Annotated in this window: 18 protein-coding genes; 6 read left to right on the top strand and 12 right to left on the bottom strand. The window is 61.1% G+C overall.

Annotated elements, in window-relative coordinates:
- The first annotated feature begins 25 nt into the window (after positions 1-25).
- The 5 genes from BK660_RS01165 (at position 26) to BK660_RS01140 (ending at position 5,751) form a co-directional block, all read left to right on the top strand.
- Positions 26-1,690 (top strand): AMP-binding protein, encoded by a 1,665-nt coding sequence (locus BK660_RS01165; protein ID WP_123431710.1) that lies wholly within the window; start codon positions 26-28, stop codon positions 1,688-1,690.
- A 16-nt stretch (positions 1,691-1,706) separates the two neighbouring features.
- Entirely contained in the window at positions 1,707-2,468 is a 762-nt protein-coding gene (locus BK660_RS01160; protein WP_123431709.1) for an SDR family NAD(P)-dependent oxidoreductase, read from the top strand.
- An 11-nt stretch (positions 2,469-2,479) separates the two neighbouring features.
- A complete protein-coding gene (locus tag BK660_RS01155; protein WP_123431708.1) occupies positions 2,480-3,673 on the top strand; it encodes an acetyl-CoA C-acyltransferase in 1,194 nt (397 codons plus the stop codon).
- A gap of 162 nt (positions 3,674-3,835) precedes the next feature.
- A complete protein-coding gene (locus BK660_RS01145; protein ID WP_123431707.1) occupies positions 3,836-4,963 on the top strand; it encodes an acyl-CoA dehydrogenase in 1,128 nt (375 codons plus the stop codon).
- Positions 4,964-4,977: 14 nt separating this feature from the next.
- The gene (locus BK660_RS01140; protein WP_123431706.1) at positions 4,978-5,751 is read left to right on the top strand and encodes an enoyl-CoA hydratase; all 774 of its coding nucleotides are present in this window, start codon (positions 4,978-4,980) and stop codon (positions 5,749-5,751) included.
- Positions 5,752-5,867: 116 nt separating this feature from the next.
- Here BK660_RS01140 and BK660_RS01135 read toward each other — a convergent pair whose 3' ends face one another.
- The 11 genes from BK660_RS01135 to argH form a co-directional block, all read right to left on the bottom strand.
- Complete coding sequence (locus BK660_RS01135; protein WP_123431705.1) at positions 5,868-7,019, bottom strand: acyl-CoA dehydrogenase family protein; 1,152 nt, start codon at positions 7,017-7,019, stop codon at positions 5,868-5,870.
- 3 nt (positions 7,020-7,022) lie between these two features.
- Positions 7,023-8,129: an enoyl-CoA hydratase/isomerase family protein gene (locus BK660_RS01130; protein ID WP_123431704.1), complete on the bottom strand. Its 1,107-nt coding sequence runs from the start codon at positions 8,127-8,129 to the stop codon at positions 7,023-7,025.
- Between the two features lie 155 nt (positions 8,130-8,284).
- Entirely contained in the window at positions 8,285-8,992 is a 708-nt protein-coding gene (locus BK660_RS01125; protein ID WP_123431703.1) for an HPP family protein, read from the bottom strand.
- A gap of 160 nt (positions 8,993-9,152) precedes the next feature.
- The gene (locus BK660_RS01120; RefSeq protein WP_123431702.1) at positions 9,153-10,331 is read right to left on the bottom strand and encodes an MFS transporter; all 1,179 of its coding nucleotides are present in this window, start codon (positions 10,329-10,331) and stop codon (positions 9,153-9,155) included.
- Positions 10,332-10,481: 150 nt separating this feature from the next.
- A complete protein-coding gene (locus BK660_RS01115; RefSeq protein ID WP_123431701.1) occupies positions 10,482-11,831 on the bottom strand; it encodes an MmgE/PrpD family protein in 1,350 nt (449 codons plus the stop codon).
- Positions 11,828-12,715 (bottom strand): polysaccharide deacetylase family protein, encoded by an 888-nt coding sequence (locus BK660_RS01110; protein ID WP_123431700.1) that lies wholly within the window; start codon positions 12,713-12,715, stop codon positions 11,828-11,830. Before BK660_RS01110 ends, BK660_RS01115 begins: the two co-directional genes overlap by 4 nt.
- Positions 12,708-13,556, bottom strand: a complete 849-nt coding sequence (locus tag BK660_RS01105; RefSeq protein ID WP_123431699.1) for a polysaccharide deacetylase family protein — start codon at positions 13,554-13,556, stop codon at positions 12,708-12,710. The genes BK660_RS01110 and BK660_RS01105 overlap by 8 nt, the downstream gene beginning before the upstream one ends.
- A 148-nt stretch (positions 13,557-13,704) precedes the next feature.
- On the bottom strand, positions 13,705-14,529 hold the full coding sequence (locus tag BK660_RS01100) for an ABC transporter substrate-binding protein (RefSeq protein ID WP_123431698.1): 825 nt from the start codon (positions 14,527-14,529) through the stop codon (positions 13,705-13,707).
- Between the two features lie 39 nt (positions 14,530-14,568).
- Positions 14,569-15,333 carry an amino acid ABC transporter ATP-binding protein gene (locus BK660_RS01095; protein ID WP_123431697.1) on the bottom strand — a complete coding sequence of 255 codons (765 nt, stop codon included), beginning with the start codon at positions 15,331-15,333 and terminating at the stop codon, positions 14,569-14,571.
- A gap of 10 nt (positions 15,334-15,343) precedes the next feature.
- Positions 15,344-16,222: an amino acid ABC transporter permease gene (locus tag BK660_RS01090; RefSeq protein ID WP_123431696.1), complete on the bottom strand. Its 879-nt coding sequence runs from the start codon at positions 16,220-16,222 to the stop codon at positions 15,344-15,346.
- Positions 16,223-16,373: 151 nt separating this feature from the next.
- Positions 16,374-17,801: an argininosuccinate lyase gene (gene argH, locus BK660_RS01080; protein WP_123431694.1), complete on the bottom strand. Its 1,428-nt coding sequence runs from the start codon at positions 17,799-17,801 to the stop codon at positions 16,374-16,376.
- Between the two features lie 308 nt (positions 17,802-18,109).
- Between argH and BK660_RS01075 the strand changes: the two genes are divergently transcribed.
- Positions 18,110-19,075, top strand: a complete 966-nt coding sequence (locus tag BK660_RS01075; protein ID WP_123431693.1) for a LysR family transcriptional regulator — start codon at positions 18,110-18,112, stop codon at positions 19,073-19,075.
- Between the two features lie 41 nt (positions 19,076-19,116).
- Here the strand turns inward: BK660_RS01075 and BK660_RS01070 are convergent, their stop codons facing one another.
- Entirely contained in the window at positions 19,117-20,703 is a 1,587-nt protein-coding gene (locus tag BK660_RS01070) for an ArnT family glycosyltransferase (RefSeq protein WP_123431692.1), read from the bottom strand.
- Positions 20,704-20,708 lie beyond the last annotated feature (5 nt).

Here is a 20,708-nt window from a genome sequence, read left to right as displayed (position 1 = left end):
ATAAAAAAACAGAGGGATTCTGGCAATGCGCGATTACTTGTCTGCCACATCACAGTTCAATTATCAGCACACCGTCGACGCCGCACTCAGCGGTTCCCTGCAAGCGCTCAACGCCTGTGTCGAGTGTTGCGACCGGCATGCCTTGCCGGGGCGCATTGCGCTGTTCTGGGAAGGTCGCGATGGCGCCAGCGCCACGTACACCTTCAGCGATCTGCAGGACAAAGCCGCACGTTTCGCCAATTTTCTGCTGGCCCAAGGGGTGAGGAAGGGCGACAAGGTCGCCGGCCTCCTGCCACGCAACATCGAATTATTGATCACCGTGTTCGCCACCTGGCGCATTGGGGCGGTGTATCAGCCGCTTTTTACCGCGTTCGGCCCCAAAGCCATCGAACACCGTCTCGGCTGCTCCGGGGCCAAAGTCGTGGTGACCGACGCGGTCAATCGCCCGAAACTCGCTGAAGTCGCCGACTGCCCGACCGTCGTCACCGTCGGTGGCGCCAAAGGCCAGGGCATCGTCCGTGGCGATTACAGCTTCTGGGCCGAACTGGCGAATTATTCCGCCGACTGCGAACCGGTGCTGCTGACCGGCGAAGACCCGTTCCTGCTGATGTTCACCTCGGGCACCACCGGTCCTTCGAAAGCCTTGTCGGTGCCACTGAAAGCCATCGTCGCCTTTCAGAGCTACACCCGCGACGCCGTGGATTTGCGTCCCGAAGACGCGTTCTGGAACGTGGCCGATCCGGGCTGGGCCTACGGCATCTATTTCGGTGTCACCGGGCCGATGTCGATGGGGCATCCGATTACCTTTTACGATGGCCCATTCACCCTCGAAAGCACCTGCCGGGTGATCAACAAGTACGGGATCACCAACCTCACTGGCTCGCCGACCGCTTACCGCCTGCTGATCGCGGGCGGCGACGAGTTCGCCAAGTCGATCAAGGGCAAGCTGCGCATCGTCAGTAGCGCCGGCGAACCGCTGAACCCGGAAGTGATCCGCTGGTTCGCCGACAACCTCGGTGTGGTCATCCACGACCATTACGGCCAGACCGAACTGGGCATGGTCCTGTGCAATCACCACGCACTGGAACACCCGGTCCATGTGGGCGCCGCCGGTTTTGCCTCGCCTGGCCACCGCATCGTGGTGCTGGACGATGACTACAAGGAACTCGGTATTGGTCAGCCCGGCATTCTGGCCATCGACCGCACGCAATCACCGATGTGCTGGTTCAACGGCTACGAAGGCGCGCCGACCAAAGCGTTCGTCGGCGACTATTATTTAAGTGGCGACACCGTGGAGTGGAACCCGGACGGCAGCATCAGTTTCGTCGGCCGTAGCGATGACGTGATCACCACGTCCGGCTACCGCGTCGGCCCGTTCGACGTCGAAAGCGCGTTGATCGAGCACCCGGCCGTGGTCGAGGCGGCGGTGGTCGGCAAACCCGATCCGGAGCGCACTGAACTGGTCAAGGCCTTCGTTGTGATCTGCGAGCAATACCGCGCCACACCGGAGCTGGCCGAAGAACTGCGCCAACACGTGCGCAAGCGTCTGGCGGCGCATTCCTATCCCCGTGAAATCGAATTTGTCAGCGAGTTGCCGAAAACCCCAAGCGGCAAATTGCAGCGCTTTATCTTGCGCAACCAGGAAATCGCCAAGGCTCAAGAGGCCGCCGCGAAGAACGTTTCAGCTTGAATCCAAGGAAACAATGATGCAGATCGAAAACAAGATTTTTCTGGTCACCGGCGGTGCTTCCGGCCTGGGTGCTGCCACCGCTGAAATGTTGGTTGCGGCCGGCGCCAAAGTGATGCTGGTGGACATGAATGCCGAGGCCGTGGCGGCGCAGGCCCAGCGTCTGGGCGCGCAAAGCGTGGTCGCGGACATCAGCAACGAAGCGGCAGCGGAAGCGGCGGTGCAGGCGACGGTCAAGGCCTTCGGTGGCCTTAACGGTCTGGTCAACTGCGCCGGTATCGTGCGTGGCGAGAAGATCCTCGGCAAGAACGGCCTGCACTCACTGGCCAGTTTCAGCCAGGTGATCAACGTCAACCTGATCGGCAGCTTCAACATGCTGCGCCTGGCCTCGGCGGCTATCGCCGAAACCCATCCCGACGCCGATGGGGAACGCGGCGTGATCATCAATACGGCCTCCGCCGCTGCTTATGACGGCCAGATCGGCCAGGCTGCTTATGCTGCGTCCAAGGGGGCAATCGTCAGCCTGACCTTGCCCGCCGCCCGCGAACTGGCGCGCTTTGGCATCCGCGTGATGACCATCGCCCCGGGCATTTTCGAAACGCCGATGATGGCCGGCATGACCCAGGAAGTCCGCGATTCGCTGGCCGCTGGCGTGCCATTCCCGCCACGCCTGGGCAAACCTGGCGAGTACGCCGCGCTGGTCCGGCATATCATTGAAAACAGCATGCTCAACGGCGAGGTGATCCGTCTCGACGGTGCCTTGCGCATGGCCGCCAAGTAAGGAGTTTTGACATGACCATTGCCAACGATCCGATTGTTATCGTCAGCGCCGTCCGCACCCCGATGGGTGGGTTTCAGGGCGAACTGAAAAGCCTGACCGCACCGCAACTCGGCGCTCTGGCCATCCGCGCCGCCGTCGAGCGCGCCGGCATCAATGCCGAATCGGTCGAGGAAGTGCTGTTCGGCTGCGTCCTGTCCGCTGGCCTTGGCCAGGCGCCGGCGCGTCAGGCTGCACTGGGCGCCGGGCTGGACAAATCGACCCGTTGCACCACGCTGAACAAGATGTGCGGTTCGGGCATGGAAGCGGCGATTCTGGCCCACGACATGCTGGTGGCCGGCAGTGCTGAAATCGTGGTCGCGGGCGGCATGGAAAGCATGTCCAACGCGCCATACCTGCTGGACCGTGCACGCAGCGGTTATCGCATGGGCCACGGGCGTGTGCTCGATCATATGTTCCTCGACGGTCTGGAAGATGCCTACGACAAAGGCCGCCTGATGGGCACCTTCGCTGAGGATTGCGCCGAAACCAACGGCTTTACCCGCGAAGCGCAAGACGCCTTTGCCATCGCCTCGACCACCCGCGCACAGCAGGCGATCAAGGACGGCAGCTTCAAGGACGAGATCGTCCCGGTGTCGGTCATGGTCGGAAAAGAACAGGTGCTGATCAGCAACGACGAACAGCCACCGAAAGCCAAACTGGACAAGATTGCCTCGTTGAAAGCGGCGTTCCGCGATGGCGGCACGGTCACGGCGGCGAACTCCAGTTCGATCTCCGATGGCGCGGCGGCACTGGTGCTGATGCGCCGTTCCGAAGCCGAGAAACAAGGGCTGAAACCGCTGGCAGTGATTCACGGTCACGCGGCGTTTGCCGACACCCCGGGCCTGTTCCCGGTGGCGCCAGTGGGCGCGATCAAGAAGCTGATGAAAAAAACCGGCTGGTCGCTGGACCAGGTCGAACTGTTCGAAGTGAACGAAGCCTTCGCCGTGGTCAGTCTGGTCACGATGACCAAACTGGAAATCCCCCACGAGAAGGTCAACGTTCACGGCGGCGCGTGCGCCTTGGGCCACCCGATTGGTGCGTCGGGCGCGCGAATTCTCGTGACCTTGCTCTCGGCCCTGCGCCAGAAAGGCCTGAAACGCGGCGTCGCAGCGATCTGCATCGGCGGCGGCGAAGCCACGGCCATGGCGGTTGAATGCCTCTACTGAGGGCTGACGCCAATCCCTGTGGGAGCGGGCTTGCCCGCGAAGAGGCCGTGTCAGGCGACATCAATGTTGAATGACACACCGCTTTCGCGAGCAAGCCCGCTCCCACAGGTTCAGTGTTTCAGCCGGTCATTTTGTACGACAGGCAAATTTTAAGGACTTGGCATGATTCCCAATGACGAACAACTGCAGATCAGCGAAGCCGCCCGGCAGTTCGCCCAGGAACGGCTGAAACCGTTCGCCGCCGATTGGGATCGCGAACACCGCTTCCCCAAGGAAGCCATCGGTGAAATGGCTGAACTCGGCTTCTTCGGCATGCTGGTGCCGGAGCAGTGGGGCGGGTGCGACACCGGTTACCTAGCCTACGCCATGGCCCTGGAAGAAATCGCCGCCGGCGACGGTGCGTGCTCGACCATCATGAGCGTGCACAACTCCGTGGGCTGCGTGCCGATCCTGCACTACGGCAACGACGATCAGAAAGAACGCTTCCTCAAGCCCCTGGCCAGCGGCGCGATGCTCGGCGCCTTTGCCCTGACCGAACCGCAGGCTGGTTCCGACGCCAGCGGCCTGAAAACCCGCGCGCGCCTGGAAGGCGATCACTACGTGCTCAACGGCTGCAAACAGTTCATTACCTCCGGGCAGAATGCCGGAGTGGTGATCGTGTTTGCCGTGACAGACCCGAGCGCCGGCAAACGTGGGATCACCGCGTTGATCGTGCCAACTGATTCACCGGGCTATAAAGTCGCACGGGTTGAAGACAAACTCGGTCAGCACGCGTCCGACACCTGCCAGATCCTGTTCGAAGACGTTAAAGTCCCGGTCGCCAACCGATTGGGCGAAGAGGGCGAAGGTTACCGAATCGCCCTGGCCAACCTCGAAGGCGGTCGTGTCGGCATTGCGTCGCAATCGGTGGGCATGGCCCGCGCCGCGTTCGAAGCGGCCCGCGACTACGCCCGTGAGCGCGAGAGTTTCGGCAAGCCGATCATCGAACACCAGGCCGTTGCGTTCCGCCTCGCCGACATGGCCACGAAAATTGCCGTGGCCCGGCAGATGGTGCATTACGCGGCGGCGCTGCGTGACAGCGGCAAACCGGCACTGGTCGAAGCGTCCATGGCCAAGCTGTTCGCCTCGGAAATGGCTGAAAAGGTCTGCTCCTCGGCATTGCAAACCCTCGGCGGTTACGGTTACCTCAACGACTTCCCGCTGGAGCGGATCTACCGCGACGTGCGGGTCTGCCAGATCTACGAAGGCACCAGCGATATTCAACGCATGGTTATTTCGCGCAATTTATAAGAAGGAGTCCCTCTGTGAGTTACGAAACGATTTTGCTGGAAACCCACGGCCGCGTCGGCCTGATTACCTTGAACCGGCCGCAAGCGCTGAACGCGTTGAACGCGCAGATCGTCAGTGAGCTGAACCACGCCCTCGATGGCCTGGAAGCCGATTCGAACATCGGCTGCATCGTACTGACCGGCTCGAAAAAAGCCTTCGCCGCCGGTGCCGACATCAAGGAAATGGCCGAGCTGACCTACCCGCAAATCTACATCGACGACCTGTTCAGCGACAGCGATCGCGTGGCCAACCGCCGCAAGCCGATCATCGCCGCGGTCAACGGTTTTGCCCTGGGCGGTGGTTGTGAGCTGGCGCTGATGTGCGACTTCATCCTGGCGGGCGACAACGCCAAATTCGGCCAGCCGGAAATCAACCTCGGCGTGCTGCCGGGCATGGGCGGCACCCAGCGCCTGACCCGCGCCGTGGGCAAGGCCAAGGCCATGGAAATGTGCCTGAGCGGGCGTTTGATCGACGCGGTGGAAGCGGAGCGTTGCGGCATCGTCGCGCGGATCGTGCCGGCGGATGAGTTGTTGGACGAAGCGTTGAAAGTCGCAGCGCTGATTGCGAAGAAGTCGCTGCCGATTGCGATGATGGTCAAGGAAAGCGTGAACCGCGCGTTCGAAGTGAGCCTGTCCGAAGGCGTGCGCTTTGAGCGCCGGGTGTTCCATGCGGCGTTTGCGACGCAGGATCAGAAGGAAGGGATGGCGGCGTTTATTGCCAAACGTGAGGCTGAGTTCCAAGGGAAGTGATGTAGCGTTTTCACGGACGCCTTCGCGAGCAAGCCCGCTCCCACATTTGACCGCATTCTTACAGGAGGAATGCGGTCAAATGTGGGAGCGGGCTTGCTCGCGAAGCTTTTAGCTTTTTACACCAGATAGTTCTTTAGCTCGCGGGCGATCACCATCCGCTGTATCTCGCTCGACCCTTCGTAAATCTGCGTAATCCGCGCATCCCGGTAGTACTTCTCCACGGGATAGTCTTCCAGATACCCATAACCGCCATGAATCTGAATCGCGGACGAACACACCTTCTCGGCCATTTCCGAGGCGAACAGCTTGGCCTGTGAGGCTTGCGACAGGCAGGGTTTGCCGGCCGTGCGCAGGCGCGCCGCATGCAGGATGAGCAAGCGCGCGGCGTTCAGCTGCATGTGCATGTCGGCGAGCATGTTGGCGATGCTCTGGTGTTCGATGATCGGCTTGTCGAATTGCACCCGATCCCGCGCATAGGCCAACGCCGCTTCAAACGCGGCACGGGCAATGCCCAACGCTTGCGCGGCAATGCCGATACGGCCGCCTTCGAGGTTGGACAGGGCGATGGACAGGCCTTTGCCGCGTTCACCCAGCAGGTTGGCTTCGGCAATGGTGCAGTTGTTCAACGTCACCGCGCAGGTGTCGGAGGCGCGGATGCCCATCTTGTGTTCAGTGCGATCGACGATAAAACCGGCGGTGTCGGTCGGCACCAGGAAGGCCGAAATACCGCGTTTGCCCAAGTCCGGATCGGTCACGGCAAACACAATCGCCAGTTTCGCCCGTTTGCCGTTGCTGACAAATTGCTTGGCGCCGTTGATCACCCACTGGCCGTCGCGCAGTTCGGCGCGGGTACGCAGGTTGTGCGCTTCGGAACCGGCTTGTGGTTCGGTCAGGCAGAAGCAGCCGATGGCCTGGCCGCTGGCAAGATCCGGCAACCAGGTCTGTTTCTGTTCTTCGGTGCCGTAGTTCAAAACCGGACCGCAGCCGACCGAGTTGTGGATGCTCATCAGCGCACCGGTAGCGCCATCACCCGCGGAAATCTCTTCCACCGCCAAGGCGTAGGCCACGTAGTCGACATAGGTGCCGCCCCATTCTTCAGGCACCACCATGCCCAGCAGCCCGAGTTCCCCCATCTTCGCCACCAGACCGTCGTCGATCCAGCCAGCCTTTTCCCAGGCTTGTGCATGGGGCGCGATTTCGCCGCGGGCAAAGTCCCGGGCCATGTCGCGGATCATGACTTGCTCTTCGCTCAATTCGATATCGTGCATGGCTCAGTTCCCGCTTTCATCAAGGCCGTTGAAGAAACTCGCGACGTGCTCGGCATCCAGTGCCTTTAGGGTCGGCGGGTTCCAGCGCGGCGTCTTGTCTTTGTCGATCAGCAAGGCGCGCACGCCTTCGATCAGGTCGCCGCGCTCGAACCATTGACGGTCCAGGTGCAGCTCAAGGGCGAAGCAGTCTTCCAGACTCAAGTGCCGACCACGACGGAGCATTTCCAGGGTCACGCCCATGGCCAGCGGCGAACGGCTGTCCAGCAGGTCGGCGGTGCTCAGTGCCCACTCATGGCTGTCGGCAATCGTCACTTCACGCAGTTGCTCAACAATACTCGGCACATCGGGCAAGGCGAAGAAGTGGTCGATGGCCGGGCGCAGCGCTTCCAGCGGTGCGTCGGGCAGTTGCTGCACCGCGAGTTTAGCCAGCAAGCCCTGCAGGTCTTTGAGCGGCGTGTCGTGCCATTCGAGCTGGTCGAGTTTGTCGTCCAGCACGGCCAGTTTTTCGCTCTCCAGATACCAGTCGGCCAACCCGCAATAGAGCGCATCCGCCGCGCGAATCTGCACACCGCTGACACCGAGGTACATCCCAATCTCGCCGGGGATGCGTGGCAGGAAGTAGCTGCCACCGACGTCCGGGAAGTAGCCAATGCCGACTTCCGGCATCGCCAGTCGGCTTTTTTCCGTGACCACTCGCAGATCGGCGCCTTGCACCAGACCCATGCCGCCGCCCAGGACGAAGCCGTCCATCAAGGCGAGCACGGGTTTGCGGTAATGGTGAATGGCGAGGTCGAGGGCGTATTCCTCGACGAAGAAGTCCTGGTGCAGCGTGTCGCCGCTTTTGAAACTGTCATACAGCGAACGAATATCGCCGCCGGCACAGAAGGCTTTCTCGCCGGCACCGCGCAAGACCACCGCGTGTACCTGTGGATCCTGGGCCCAGGCGTCGAGTTGACGCTGCAGATTGCGCACCATGTCCAGGGTCAGGGCGTTGAGGCCGGCGGGGCGGTTGAGGGTCAGGTGACCGATGTGGTTACGAACCTCGGCCAGCACGTCGTTTTGCGTGGCATTCATGGACGAAGTCGCCTTCGATGAAACCTGAGCAGTCATCAGTAACTCCCTGCTTTTATTGTTCTTTATAGAGATGCTCGCGCGCGAGCGATGCAGGATCGTACCAGTGCAAATTTGTGATGTACAACCGGGATATGTGCAGGTTCTGTCTGCGTTTTTGCCTTAAGGCCAATGCCTGCTTCCACAAGGATTGGTCAAATTCGTTTGCTGAGGACTTCGCTGATGCTGCGCCGCTTGGCATGCAATTCACTGGCGTGGATCAGCTGTTCGAGGTCTTCAGGCGTCACATCGAAGAACGCCTCCATGTCCGCCAACGCCAGTTTCAGGTCTTGTGCGGTGATGGCCTGGGTGTCGACGGGCGGGTGGTCGGCGGGGATCACGGCCGCCGGTTCGCTGGCGCGTTTCGGGTAGCGAATGCGTGTCAGGTTGTTGTACGCCAGGGCGCTGAGCAGCATTGCTGAGGCACCGAGCATCACCGGGCCGAGGGCCTTCCAGTCCATGGCGATGGTGACCGGGTCGGCCAACACCAACAGCAGCGCCAAAGCCCCGGCCGGCGGATGCAGGCAACGCAGCCAGCACATCAACATCAGCGCCATGCCCGCCGCCAGGCAGGCACTGCCGAGGGTTCGCCCGAGCACGTGGGCGACCAGCAGCGAAACCACCCCGGCGCTCAAGTAGCCGCCCAGAATCGACCACGGCTGGGCGAGGGCGCCGGAGGACACGGCAAACAACAATACCGCCGAAGCGCCCAGCGGGCCGATCAGGTGCTGCGCCACGTCCATGCCAAACACTTGCCCGCAAACCCAGACGCTGAACAGCGTCCCGAGGGCCATGCCGATGGCGGCGCGGCTCCATTCGGAAGGACGGGTGTTGATGGCGGCGGGCAACCAGCGAGCAAGCATGATGAAATCGATCCATGGACAAAAAAACGAATAAAAAAAAAGGCTTGGCTGGGATATCCAGAAAGCCCTTGAAGGTGTTCCAACGATTGGGGGAGGAACGGGCACAGTGTGCCGTTGATTCCATGTGCTGACAAATTCATATTAATGCAGCTTCAGTGCATTAATTTTGCAGTATCGCCACGCGCCGTCCGCTCATGAAGCACAGGAATCCGCCCATCGCGGTGAGTGCGCTCAGGGCGTAGAACATCGTCGGTGCGGGCGTGTGCATCAGCAGGAAACCGCAGATCACCGGGCTCAGTGCGCCGCCGAGTGCGGCGAGGTTCTGCGCACCGTAATAGCTGCCGCGCAGTTCTTCCGGGGCCAGGGTGTCGACGAACAGGAACTCGGCGGGGTAAATGATCATTTCGCCGAGGGTGAAGATGAACATGGCCACGCACCACGACACCAGGCTGTCGGCCAGGCTGAAACCGATCAGGCCGACGATGAACAGGCTGGTGCCCCCGGCAATCCAGTAGCGCAGTTGTTCACGCTTGAGAAACCGGCCGATCTGGTATTGCAGCAGGATCACGCTGATGGCGTTGCAGGCGAGCAGGGCGGCCATGGTTTCGAGGGCGCGTTTGGAATCATGCGTCACCAGCAGGTATTGCGACAGGTACAACGTGAACCGGCCGTGGACCACCGTACTGAGCAGGCAGCCGCAGGTGAACATGATCAGCGTGCGGTCGTTTTTCAGGGTGATCAGCGTCTTGAGAAAGCTTTGGGGTTGGCCGATGGCAGGTGGCTGGGCCGAATCCTTGGGGATCCCGATCATCAGGAAAATGCTGAAAAACGCGATGCCGCCAGCGATCAGGAACGGCGCAATCGGGTACACGCCGGCAATCACCACGCCGAGCATCGGCCCGGTGGCATAGCCGATGTTGGTCAAGGTGTAGCGCAGGGAAAAGGCCTTGGCGCGCTGGCCCATGGGCAGGTTTTCGCTGAGGATCGCTTTCGATCCGATCAAAAACAGCGCCGAAGCCGTTTCAGTGATCACCAGCGTGGCGGTGGTCAGGTAGAGGTTCTCGGCGAATGTCAGCAATACAAAGCCGATGGCGCTGGAAAGCATGGCGAGGATCAGCAGCCGGCGCTTTTCCAGACGGTCGATGATGTAGCCGCCATAGAGCGCGAGCAGCGTGGCGATAAACACCGCGATGCCCAGCAGCAAACCGACGTCCTGTTGGTTGAGGCCGAGTTTGTTGCTCAGGAACAGCGTGAGCAGCGGGCTGGTGATGGCGCGGCTGACGACAATCGTCAGCGAGACAATCATCAAGCGGCGGATAACGAGCGAGTAAGTGGCCACGGTGGGGCAAATGTCCTTATTTGGTTTGTGTAGTGTTCGTCGAGGGACCGAGGCGCGGCCATCGCGAGCAGGCTCGCTCCCACAGGGGAACGCATTCCAACTGTGGGAGTGAGCCTGCTCGCGATGGCGTCAGCCGATTCAACACCCAGATCAAACCAGCCTCCGATCCAGCAAACGAACCGATTCCATCTCATCCAGCCGCCACAACTGCCCAAGCAATTGCACCGCCCGTTCCTGCGACATCACCCGCCCAGACAGGCTGAAAAACTTCTGCTCCAGCGCCGCATCACTCAACGGATTCCCCGGCGCCCCCAGCGGCACCTCGACACACAGGCGCGCCTGCCGACCGTCCACGGTGCGCAGGCTGACAACCGGCTCGCCATCCTCTGACAGTTGCGGGTCCACTTCAAGACGAATGCGCGACATCCAGTGCGCGATACGCGGATCGCGGCGTTGTGCATCGTCATACGCCTGCAGGCGACAATGACCATGAACCAACCGTGCCGCCAAGGCATACGGCAAACTCATTTGCGCCGCCGCCAGTGTGCTGACTTCCTGGTCGCCACACATGCCTTGAAGAAACCCGCACAGCGAAACATGAATGTCTTCGACTTGATCGACATCGACCTGCAATTGATCCAGCAACAGCCCTAATGCGTCGATGGCCGAGTGCGTGCCCCGGCACGAGGCGTAAGGCTTGATCGAGCAGCGGGAAAGTTTCCACACCACGCCCAGCTCGGCGTCCAGCGCTTCGGGTTGCGACGTCACGCCAGCAAGGGTTTTCAGAAACCCGCCCCAGACATCATCAAACAACTTTGTCGGCCCGCTGATGCCCTGTTGCGCAAACCGCGCGGCCAGCAATCCACCCTCTGCGGCCCGACCGCTGTGCAGTTTCTTGCTGTGCGAACCGTCGTGGATAAATGCCCATAACCCACCACTGAAACTGCCGGCGATGCCCAGCGCCGATAACGTTTGTTGAAAATCGAGGCGCAAGATCCGAGCGCTCGCCGCGGCGGCGGCGAATACACCGCAGGTGGCGGTGGAGTGCCAGCCCGCGCCGTTGTGCGCCGAGTAACCGCCGCAGGCTTCGAGCACGCGGCGGCCGACTTCGTAGCCGATGACCACGGCGGTTATCAGTTCGCGGCCGCTGACTGGCGTGGGCGACATCGATACCGCTGCCATGACCGCCGGAAGGACCACCGCGCCGGAATGGTCGCAGCCACCGGTGTCGTCCAGTTCCAGCGCATGGGCGGCGACTCCGTTGAGCATGGCCGCCTGAATGGCCCCGACCCGCAATCCGGTGCCCCAGACCAACGTTTCACCGGTTTCACCCGCGAACACCTGTTGCGCCTGTTTCGCCACGTCACTGACAGCACCGGCCAACGTCGCGCCGAAGGTGTCGAGGATGTGCCGCTTGGCTTGCGCCACCAGTGTCGGGGGCAAGTCTTCGTAGCGAGTGTCGACGCAAAACTGCGCCAGTCGCTGCATGCGTTCGGTCATACCAGGTAGTCCCGATAATGGCGCTCATAAACTGAGGCCGGGTGATCCTCGGTCACAGGCTGCGCCGAATCTGCCCACCACTGCGCGACGTCAGCGGCCGTGGCGATCCACACGTCTTTGTGTTGCTGAATGCCCTCAAGCAATTCGCGCAGGACCCCGATGCGCCCCGGCGTGGCGATTATTTCCGGGTGCAGGCGCAACACGTAGCACAGGCCAAACCGGTGGAACCCGGCGAAGTCCATTTGCAGGTTGCCCAGGGTGTGGCTGTAAGACGCGATCCGCGATTGCGCCGGAGGCACGGCAGGGCTGAGGTTGAAGGCAAAATACGGCTCGTCTTCCAGTTCATAGTGCAGCGGCAACTCGACGACGTCAGGTGCAGCCGGATGCTTGAACGGCAAGTCATCGCCACGCCACGACGAGGACCAGCGAATGCCATGGTCCCTCAAGGCCTCGATAAAACCCGGCGCGCCGTTGCCGGCCGGGATACGAAACCCTGTCGGACGCTGGCCGGTCAGCGCGGCCAGCGCTGCGCAACCCTTGGCAATTTCGGCGCTTTGTTGGGCGAGATCGAGGGTGTCGTAGTTCTGATGGCGATAGCCTGAACAGGCGATCTCATGTCCACCGGCCTGAATCGCGTGGATGTGTTCGGGGTTTTCCTCGGCGACGATGCCGGGGATGCACCAACTGCTGGGCACCCCCAGTTCCTTGAACAAACCCAACAAGCGTTCGACCCCGCGTTGGCTGCCGTAGCGCCAGACGGACAGCGTTTTGTCGCGCCCGGCCACTTCAGGCGCCTGGGTCAGAATGCCGTGGATGTCGTTGTAATCAACGGTCAACACGACGGCGCAGCGCTTGCCTTGGGGCCAGACGTTGGAATCAGCCATGGTGATGCTCCTTCAGCCACCACTGGGCGACGTCGCGGCAGGTGGCGAACCACACGTCATCGCGCTGGCGCATGTGCTCGAAGAGTTTTTCCAGCAACAGGATGCGTCCCGGTTTGCCGGTGATCTTGGGGTGGAACAGGGTGGTCAGGCACAGGCCTTCGTTCATCGCGCCGTCGTACTCGCGACACCAGTTGTCGAGGGTCAGCGCGTAGCTGGCGGTGCGGTCGAGGCCCGAGGGGAAGTCCGGGGCGCGGGTATAGGCGAGGGAGGCGTAGTCGTCCATTTCCCAGCGGCCGGGGATTTCCACCAGTGGCGTGTCGTGGCCGGGCACCTTGACCAGGTACGGCCGGTCATCGCCGCGCATGCTGCTGGAATAGGTCACGCCGGCTTCAACCAGCATCGCCGGGGTCTCGGCGCGCCAATCGCCGGACGGGGTGCGGAAGCCTTCGGCGCGGATCGCCAAGTATTTCCAGAACACCTCGCGGGATTTCTTCATCACGTCCTTTTGCTGGTCCAGCGTCAGGGCGTAAAAGGATTCGTGTTTGTAGCCGTGGTACGCCACCTCATGCCCGCGCTCGACAATCGCCTGGCATTGTTTCGGCCAGTTCTCCACGACCCAGGCCGGGACGAAGAATGTCGTCGGGATCCTGAACGCGTCCAGCAAGTCGAGAATCCGCGGCAACGCCCGGTAAGGGCCGTAACCGCCGAAACCGAAGTACTCGGGCTTGTGCCAGATCGAGCCGTTGAGCATGGCATCGCCGGTCGGGCCGTCGAGGTCGAAGGCCAGGGCGAGACAGGCTTTGTGCTGGTCGGGCCAGGTGGGTTGCAGCGAGGAGGACATCAGTGGCACTCCAATAATATATAGGCACTACTCAATTCCTGTGGGAGCAAGCCTGCTCGCGAAGTGGCCGTCACATTCAACATCACCGTTGACTGATACTCCGCTATCGCGAGCAGGCTCGCTCCCACAATGGGTAATGTACTGGTCCTTACTTGCCGGCGTTGATGGTCACTGTCTTGATCGCGCCCAGTTCCAGGTCCCATTTCTTCAGGATGGTCTGGTAGCTGCCGTCATCGATCATGCTCTGCAACGCGACCTTCACCGCTTGACTCAGCTCAGGCTTTTTCTTGCTCACGCCAAGGCCGGTGAACTGCGAGGAGATCGGCAGGCCCACCGTCTTGTACATGTCCTTTTCCTGGGTCTTGAGGTAAGGCAGGGTCTCGCTGCCCTGCATCGCCGCGTCGATACGGCTCTGGCGCAGTTGCGCACGGGCATCGGCCGAACCTTCGGTGCCGATCACGTTGATCGCAGGCTTGCCGGCGGCCTCGCAGTTGGCTTTGCTCCACTCGGCGATTTCCGCCGGGAAGGTGGTGCGGCGGCTGGTGCCGACTTTCTTGCCGCACAGGTCGATGATCTCGTTGAAGTCCTTGTTCTTCTGCAGGGTGTAGAACTGCGGACCGCTGGTGAAGTAGTCAACGAACGTCACACTGGCTTGACGCTCGGCGGTGTCGGTCATGCCCGACAACACCATGTCCACGCGGGCGGTGGTCAGGGCGTTGATCATCTGTTCGAAACCGGTTTCCTGCCATTTGATCTTCACGCCCAGACGCTCGGCCAGGGCATTGCCCAGGTCATAGTCGAGGCCGGTGAGGGTGTTGGTCGCCGGGTCCTTGAAATCCATCGGCGGGTAGTTGGGCATGATCGCTACCACGATCTCGCCCTTGGCCTTGATGCTGGCCGGCAATTCGGCTGCCATGGCGAAGCCTGAGGCCATAACGCTTGCGAGTACTGCTGGAATTACTATGTTCTTCATGGTCGTTCTCTTATGAGTGTTGTGAGCGCCAAAGGACGCTTAGGTTCGAACGGCAGAAATGAAGCTTTGGGTGCGAGGGTTTTGCGGGCTTATTAGTATTTCTTCGGGGCTTCCTGCCTCCACGATCTGCCCGCCGTCCATGAACACCATGCGGTTGGATACTTCGCGAGCGAAGCCCAGTTCATGGGTGACGACGATCATGGTCATGCCGGATTGCGCCAGATCGCGCATCACCGACAGCACCTCACCGACCAGTTCCGGGTCGAGTGCCGAAGTGGGTTCATCGAACAGCATCAACTTGGGCCGCATGGCCAGGGCGCGGGCGATGGCCACGCGTTGTTGCTGACCACCCGACAGCTCGATCGGGTAGCTGTTGCGCTTGTCGGCCAGGCCGACGCGAGCGAGCAGTTCCACCGCTTCTTCGTGCGCCTCCTTGGGCGAACGCTTGAGCACCTGGCACGGCCCTTCGATGATGTTTTGCAGCACAGTCATGTGCGGAAACAGGTTGAAACGCTGGAACACCATGCCGGTGGACAGGCGTTGACGGGCGATCTGCGACTCGTTGAGCTCATGCAGTTTATTGCCGACGACGCGGTAACCGACCAGTTCGCCATCGACCCACAGGCCGCCCTTGTCGATTTTTTCCAGCTGGTTGACGCAGCGCAGCAAGGTGCTTTTGCCGGAACCGGACGGGCCGATGATGCACAGCACTTCGCCTTGCTCGACTTCGATGTTGATGTCCTTGAGCGCGTGGTACTGGTCGTAATATTTGTTCAGGCTCACGGCCTTGACGATGCTTCTCATGTGGGGCTCCTCAAGAACGCTTGCCGGCGCCGCGAGCGAAACGACGCTCCAGGCGGCTTTGACCAAAGGACAGCACGGTGACCGTGGCCAGGTACCAGATACCGGCGACGATCAGCAGCTCCATCACGCGGGCGTTGGCGTAGTAGATGTTCTGGGCGTTGTAGAGCAGTTCCGAGTACTGGATGACGCTCGCCAGCGAGGTCATTTTCACCATGCCGATGAACTCGTTGCCAACCGGTGGAATGATGATCCGCATGGCCTGCGGCAGGATGATCCGGCGCAGCGCTTGCAGGCGCGGCATGCCGATCGACTTGGCCGCTTCGTACTGGCCGGTGTCCACCGACAGTAGGCCGGCACGGACAACTTCGGCGGTGTAGGCACCCTGGTTGATGCTCAAGCCGAGCAGGGCGGCCACAAATGGCGTCATCAGGCTCACGGTGTCCATTTCGAACAGGCCGGGGATGCCGATGGTGGGGAAAATCAGCGCCAGGTTGAACCACAGCAGCAATTGCAGGATCAGCGGCGTGCCGCGAAACAGCCAGGTGTAGGTCACTGCCACGTAGCGCAGGATCGGGTTGGCCGACATGCGCATGATCGCGGTGATCACCCCGAAAATAATGCCCAGCGCCATCGCCAGCACAGCCATGACGATGGTGTTGAGCAAGCCCCACATGATCGCCTGGGAGGTCAGGAACTGGCCGATGTACGACCATTCGATCTTGCCTTCGGCGAAGGCTCGCACCAGACCGAGAAGGGCGATGACGATGACGCTGGCGAAGAAAATCCGCCCGTAGTAACGCCGTGGCACATGGTGGTATTGGGTGATGTCGAACTGGTTTTCCGCCAGTTTGCGCTCCGCCTGGAGTCGTTCTGCCTGGGTCTGGCTCATGATGTTTCTCCGTACACTGGGTAATTCAGGCCAACCACAATCCCCTGTGGGAGCGGGCTTGCTCGCGAATGCGGTGTGTCATTCAACATAAATGGCGACTGACACGGCCCCTTCGCGAGCAAGCCCGCTCCCACAGGATTTGCGTACTGCTTCAGAGCCGGAAACCCTGATAGTTCTCGGTCCACGCGTGTTGCGCAGTGAGGGCAGCTTTCAGGCGGCCGATCTGCTCGCGCACCTGTTGCGGCGCGGTGCCGCCCCAACCACTGCGGGCGGCGATGGCGGCTTCCAGGGTCAGGCTGTCACGCACTTCGGGCGTCAGGCGCGGGTCGATCTCGGCCAGCAGGGCCGGCGAGGCTTCCCACAATTCGATGTCATGTTTCTCGCAGGCCTGGACCAGTGCGCCGGTAATCTCATGCGCTTCCTTGAACGGCACGCCGCGCATGGCCAGCCAGTCGGCGACTTCGGTGGCGAGGGTGAAGCCCAGGGGTGCCTGACGCCGCAGCTCTTCAACGTTGACCTTCATGGTCGCGACCATCCCGGCCATGGCCGGCAGCACCAGCAGCAAGGTGTCGACGCTGTCGAGCACGCCGTTCTTGTCTTCGCTCAAGTCGCGGTTGTACGACAGCGGCAGGGATTTCAGCGTGGAAAGCAGACCGGTCAGGTTGCCGATCAGGCGACCCGCCTTGCCCCGGGCCAGTTCGGCGATGTCCGGGTTTTTCTTCTGCGGCATGATCGAGCTGCCGGTGGCGTAGGCATCGTCCAGTGCGACCCAGCGAAACTGCCGCGACGACCACAGACAGAATTCCTCGGCGAGGCGGGAAATGTTGATCCCGAGCATGCTCGCAATAAACAGGAATTCGGCGACGTGATCGCGGCTGGCGACGGCGTCGATGGAGTTTTCGCAGACGCCGCTGTAGCCCATTTCCTTGGCCGACTGTTGCGGCAGGCGCGCGATGGCAGAACCGGCCATTGCCGCGGCACCGAGTGGCGACAGCGAGGTGCGTATGTCCCAATCCACCAGGCGTTGCACGTCACGCAGCATCGATTGCGAGTGGGCCAGCAAGTGGTGTGCGAAGACGATGGGTTGCGCCTGCTGCAGGTGGGTGAAGCCCGGGCAGATGCTTTCGATGTGTTGCTCGGCCTGATCGACCAGGGCCTGTTGCAAGGCCAGCACTTCGACGGCCAGGGTGCGGACGTGATCACGCAGGAACAGGCGCAGGTCGTTGGCGGTCTGGTCGTTACGTGAACGGCCGGCGCGCAGCTTGCCGCCCAAGGCGCCGAGGCGTTCGGTCAGCAGGCGCTCGATGAAGGTGTGGACGTCTTCGTCGTCCAGCGTCGGGGCAATGCGGCCGGCGCGGAAGTCATCACCGATGCGCACCAGTGCGTCGAGCATGGTCAGGGTTTCTTGCTCGGTCAGCAGCCCGGCGCGTTGCAGTTCACGGGCATGCGCCTTGGAGCCGGCGAGGTCGTACGGGGTCAGACGAAAGTAGCGCTCGGGGCAACGGGACAGGGCCGCCAGGGCTTCGGACGGGCCGCTTTTGAAGCGAGCACCCCAGAGACGGTCGGTGGTTTGAGACATTGTTGTTTTCCTCGTCGGTAAAGCGAACTGAAATCGGTATGCCGGGCCCGGAACACGCGTCGAAAGTCATTCGGACGAGGTTCGGGCTAATCAATCATTCAAGGGCAGGGGATAAGCGCAGTTGCGAAGTCACGAGAGCTGATCGAAGTGTCAGCTTTTAGTCGTTGGACATCAGTGAGTTGGCACTGAAGTACGGAAATTATTGGCGGTTGCCAAGCCTGGTTTTCTGTGGTCATTATTATTTACCGGCAGTATTTTTGTTGTTGGACACAGGTTGTTGAATACGGCGCCAGAGGTAAATAAGCATTATGGAAACCCCACTTTCCAGTTCCGGAAACCCGCCGCCAAAACCGCTGCAACGGGCACCGCTGGCCCTCAGTGGGCTGGACTTCAAATTGCTCAAAGTATTCAAGGCCGTGGTCGAGGCCGGGGGCTTCAGTGCGGCGCAAAACGAGCTGAATGTGGGGCTGGCGGCCATCAGCAAACAGATCTCCGACCTGGAAATCCGCATCGGCATGCGCCTGTGTACCCGGGGTCGAGAAGGCTTTCATCTGACCGAAGAAGGCCGCTTGGTGTATCAGGCATCGATCGACTTGTTTGCCTCGGTCGATAACTTTCGAGATCGACTTAGTTCAGCGCAGAACGAACTGATTGGCGACCTTGGTGTGGGGGTTATTGATAATACGATTTCCGATGCTAATTCACCGTTAGTTGCAGCGATTAGACGAATTAACGAAGAGTCACCGAAAGTAAGGTTTCAACTTCAGGCCTCTCAACTGGATGAGGTGGAAAGGGGTGTAGTCGAGGGGCGATTAGTGGCGGGAATTGTGCCGGTGTATCAAAAAAGAGAGGAGTTCGATTATTACCCGCTGTATGAAGAACGCTCGGAAGTGTATTGCGCTGTCGGTCACCCGTTGTTTTCGACGCCGGACGCCGAAATGGGCAGCGATGTGCTCAGGCATCATGAGTGCATCAACCATCGCTACGCAATTCATCGGGACAAGCTGAACTTCGCTCACTACGACAGTTTCTCGGCGTCCGCCACCCAGGTGGAAGCCGTGGCGCTGTTGATCAAGACCGGGCGTTTTGTCGGGTTCCTGCCGCAGCATTACGCGGCGTCCCTGGTGGCTCAGGGGCAGCTTCGTGCGGTGCGTCCGGACCTGATCAACATCGTCACGCCGTTCAATCTGATCCTGCGCCACAACACCGTACGCAGTCCGCTGGTCAAGGCGTTTGCGCAGGCGTTGGGGGTCGATTTGAAGGCCCCCGCGTGAAACAGACAGGGTCGGCTAACAGCAACTTCCTGTGCGTCGCCCTACGGGGTTTGTTTATGCAGCAGCACGAAATCATTCTTGTCGAATCGCCCACTCAACACTGGCTGCAAGTTACCCAGCGCAGTGCCCTGCAAGGCGTCGTAAGCGTTCAGGTCCATCATCAACCACGCAGGCCCGGAGAGACTTTGCAGTTCCGCAACAGAGTCAGTAAACAGCGGTTGCAAGTCATGCGGGATGTTGATCATGAACTTGATTGCCTTGGCATCTTTGCCCATCCCGTGCAACACCAGCGGCGCCGGCGCTTTCTGGACCTGTTCATAGACGGCGAGGCTGAAAGTGCGGGTGTCATAGAGCCGACGCTCAACCGGTTCGAACACGCTCATGTACACCGACCACACCGCCAGCACCGCGCAAAAAGCCAGTGTCTCTGCACGCCAACGAGCCTTGAACAGCGTGGCAAGCGCGATGGCCTGCAACACGCCGAGCAGGATCACAATCGAGCGAATCGACGTCAGTTGCTCGGGAAACCGGCGCTGAGCGACCACCAAGCCAACGATCATGAGTATCGGGATCAGCAGCCATACCCCCTGCATCAACCCGCGTAGCGCGGCAAACAACCGACCTTGCGTGACCTGAAACGGGTATGCCGCAACAATCGCCGCCATCGGCAACATCGGCAGTAGATAGCGGGCCTTCTTCGCCTGCGGGATCGACAACCCGATCATCACAATCAACCCGGCCGCCACGCAGTACTGCAACAGGCGCCATGCCGGGCCTGCCTGGCGTGGTTTGGTCAGCGCGATCGCCGCCAACGCAAGCCAGGCCAGCGGATAGGCGAGCGCGTAGTTGCCCATCGAACTGGTGAAGTAATACAACGCACCGCTGGCGCCTTCGCTGCCGTCCAGGCGCCCCATGAACTGCATGCGCACCACGTCTTGCATGAAGGCCGGCCCGCCATCGGTGTCGGCCAGCCACAACAAGGCGCCGACGCTGACCGCCAACAACGCGGCCGCTGTCAGGCCGAAGCCGAACAGGTGGCGCCATTGGCGATTGAGAAAAAAGTAGCTGCACAAAATGCCGGTAGGCACCACCAGCCCGATCGGCCCGCGCACCCCGAAACCGAGGACCAGCAGGGCGAAGATCAGCCACCAGCGGCGTTGTGCCGCGAAGTGGTCGGCGGCATACCCCAGGTAAAACACCGAAAACGCGACCGCCGCGAGTATCAGGTCCTGAGACACGGCGCGGGCTTCGGTGATGAAGGTGCTGGTCATCAGCATCAAGGCAATGCTGAGCAGCGCCCAGCGTTGGGAGTAGGGCGCCAGTAAGCGGTACATCAATGTGACAATTACGGCACCGGCCATCGCACTCGGCAGCCAGGCGCTGAGGCTGTTGACCTGCCCGAACGGCAAGGACAGCAGCCAGATGAACAGCGTCGAGACGGCCGAGTAGTCGGCGTAAGGCTGGCCATAGGTGGTGGGAAACACCGATGGCCCGTTCCGCAGCATCTCTTGGGCAAACATCACGAACCGCGAATCGAAACCGATGGCCGCCTGCTGATAAACCCCGGCACTGAACAGGATCAGTGCCAGTAAACCGATGCCCAGGGACTGCTGTCGAGTCGGTGACATGACGA

The sequence above is a fragment of the Pseudomonas brassicacearum genome (assembly GCF_003732265.1).
Taxonomy (GTDB): domain Bacteria; phylum Pseudomonadota; class Gammaproteobacteria; order Pseudomonadales; family Pseudomonadaceae; genus Aquipseudomonas; species Aquipseudomonas brassicacearum_D.
Note: the sequence above shows the minus strand (reverse complement) of the source record. Positions and strands in the feature narration are given on the sequence as shown.

What these genes read in the sequence shown, in the direction of transcription:
- BK660_RS01125 (WP_123431703.1), bottom strand. Translation starts at nt 8,992, where the DNA reads ATGCTTGCTCGCTGGTTGCCCGCCGCCATCAACACCCGTCCTTCCGAA.
- BK660_RS01160 (WP_123431709.1), top strand. Translation starts at nt 1,707, where the DNA reads ATGCAGATCGAAAACAAGATTTTTCTGGTCACCGGCGGTGCTTCCGGC.
- BK660_RS01115 (WP_123431701.1), bottom strand. Translation starts at nt 11,831, where the DNA reads ATGACCGAACGCATGCAGCGACTGGCGCAGTTTTGCGTCGACACTCGC.
- BK660_RS01070 (WP_123431692.1), bottom strand. Translation starts at nt 20,703, where the DNA reads ATGTCACCGACTCGACAGCAGTCCCTGGGCATCGGTTTACTGGCACTG.
- BK660_RS01075 (WP_123431693.1), top strand. Translation starts at nt 18,110, where the DNA reads ATGGAAACCCCACTTTCCAGTTCCGGAAACCCGCCGCCAAAACCGCTG.
- BK660_RS01100 (WP_123431698.1), bottom strand. Translation starts at nt 14,529, where the DNA reads ATGAAGAACATAGTAATTCCAGCAGTACTCGCAAGCGTTATGGCCTCA.
- BK660_RS01095 (WP_123431697.1), bottom strand. Translation starts at nt 15,333, where the DNA reads ATGAGAAGCATCGTCAAGGCCGTGAGCCTGAACAAATATTACGACCAG.
- BK660_RS01165 (WP_123431710.1), top strand. Translation starts at nt 26, where the DNA reads ATGCGCGATTACTTGTCTGCCACATCACAGTTCAATTATCAGCACACC.
- BK660_RS01110 (WP_123431700.1), bottom strand. Translation starts at nt 12,715, where the DNA reads ATGGCTGATTCCAACGTCTGGCCCCAAGGCAAGCGCTGCGCCGTCGTG.
- BK660_RS01090 (WP_123431696.1), bottom strand. Translation starts at nt 16,222, where the DNA reads ATGAGCCAGACCCAGGCAGAACGACTCCAGGCGGAGCGCAAACTGGCG.
- BK660_RS01145 (WP_123431707.1), top strand. Translation starts at nt 3,836, where the DNA reads ATGATTCCCAATGACGAACAACTGCAGATCAGCGAAGCCGCCCGGCAG.
- BK660_RS01155 (WP_123431708.1), top strand. Translation starts at nt 2,480, where the DNA reads ATGACCATTGCCAACGATCCGATTGTTATCGTCAGCGCCGTCCGCACC.
- BK660_RS01135 (WP_123431705.1), bottom strand. Translation starts at nt 7,019, where the DNA reads ATGCACGATATCGAATTGAGCGAAGAGCAAGTCATGATCCGCGACATG.
- argH (WP_123431694.1), bottom strand. Translation starts at nt 17,801, where the DNA reads ATGTCTCAAACCACCGACCGTCTCTGGGGTGCTCGCTTCAAAAGCGGC.
- BK660_RS01105 (WP_123431699.1), bottom strand. Translation starts at nt 13,556, where the DNA reads ATGTCCTCCTCGCTGCAACCCACCTGGCCCGACCAGCACAAAGCCTGT.
- BK660_RS01130 (WP_123431704.1), bottom strand. Translation starts at nt 8,129, where the DNA reads ATGACTGCTCAGGTTTCATCGAAGGCGACTTCGTCCATGAATGCCACG.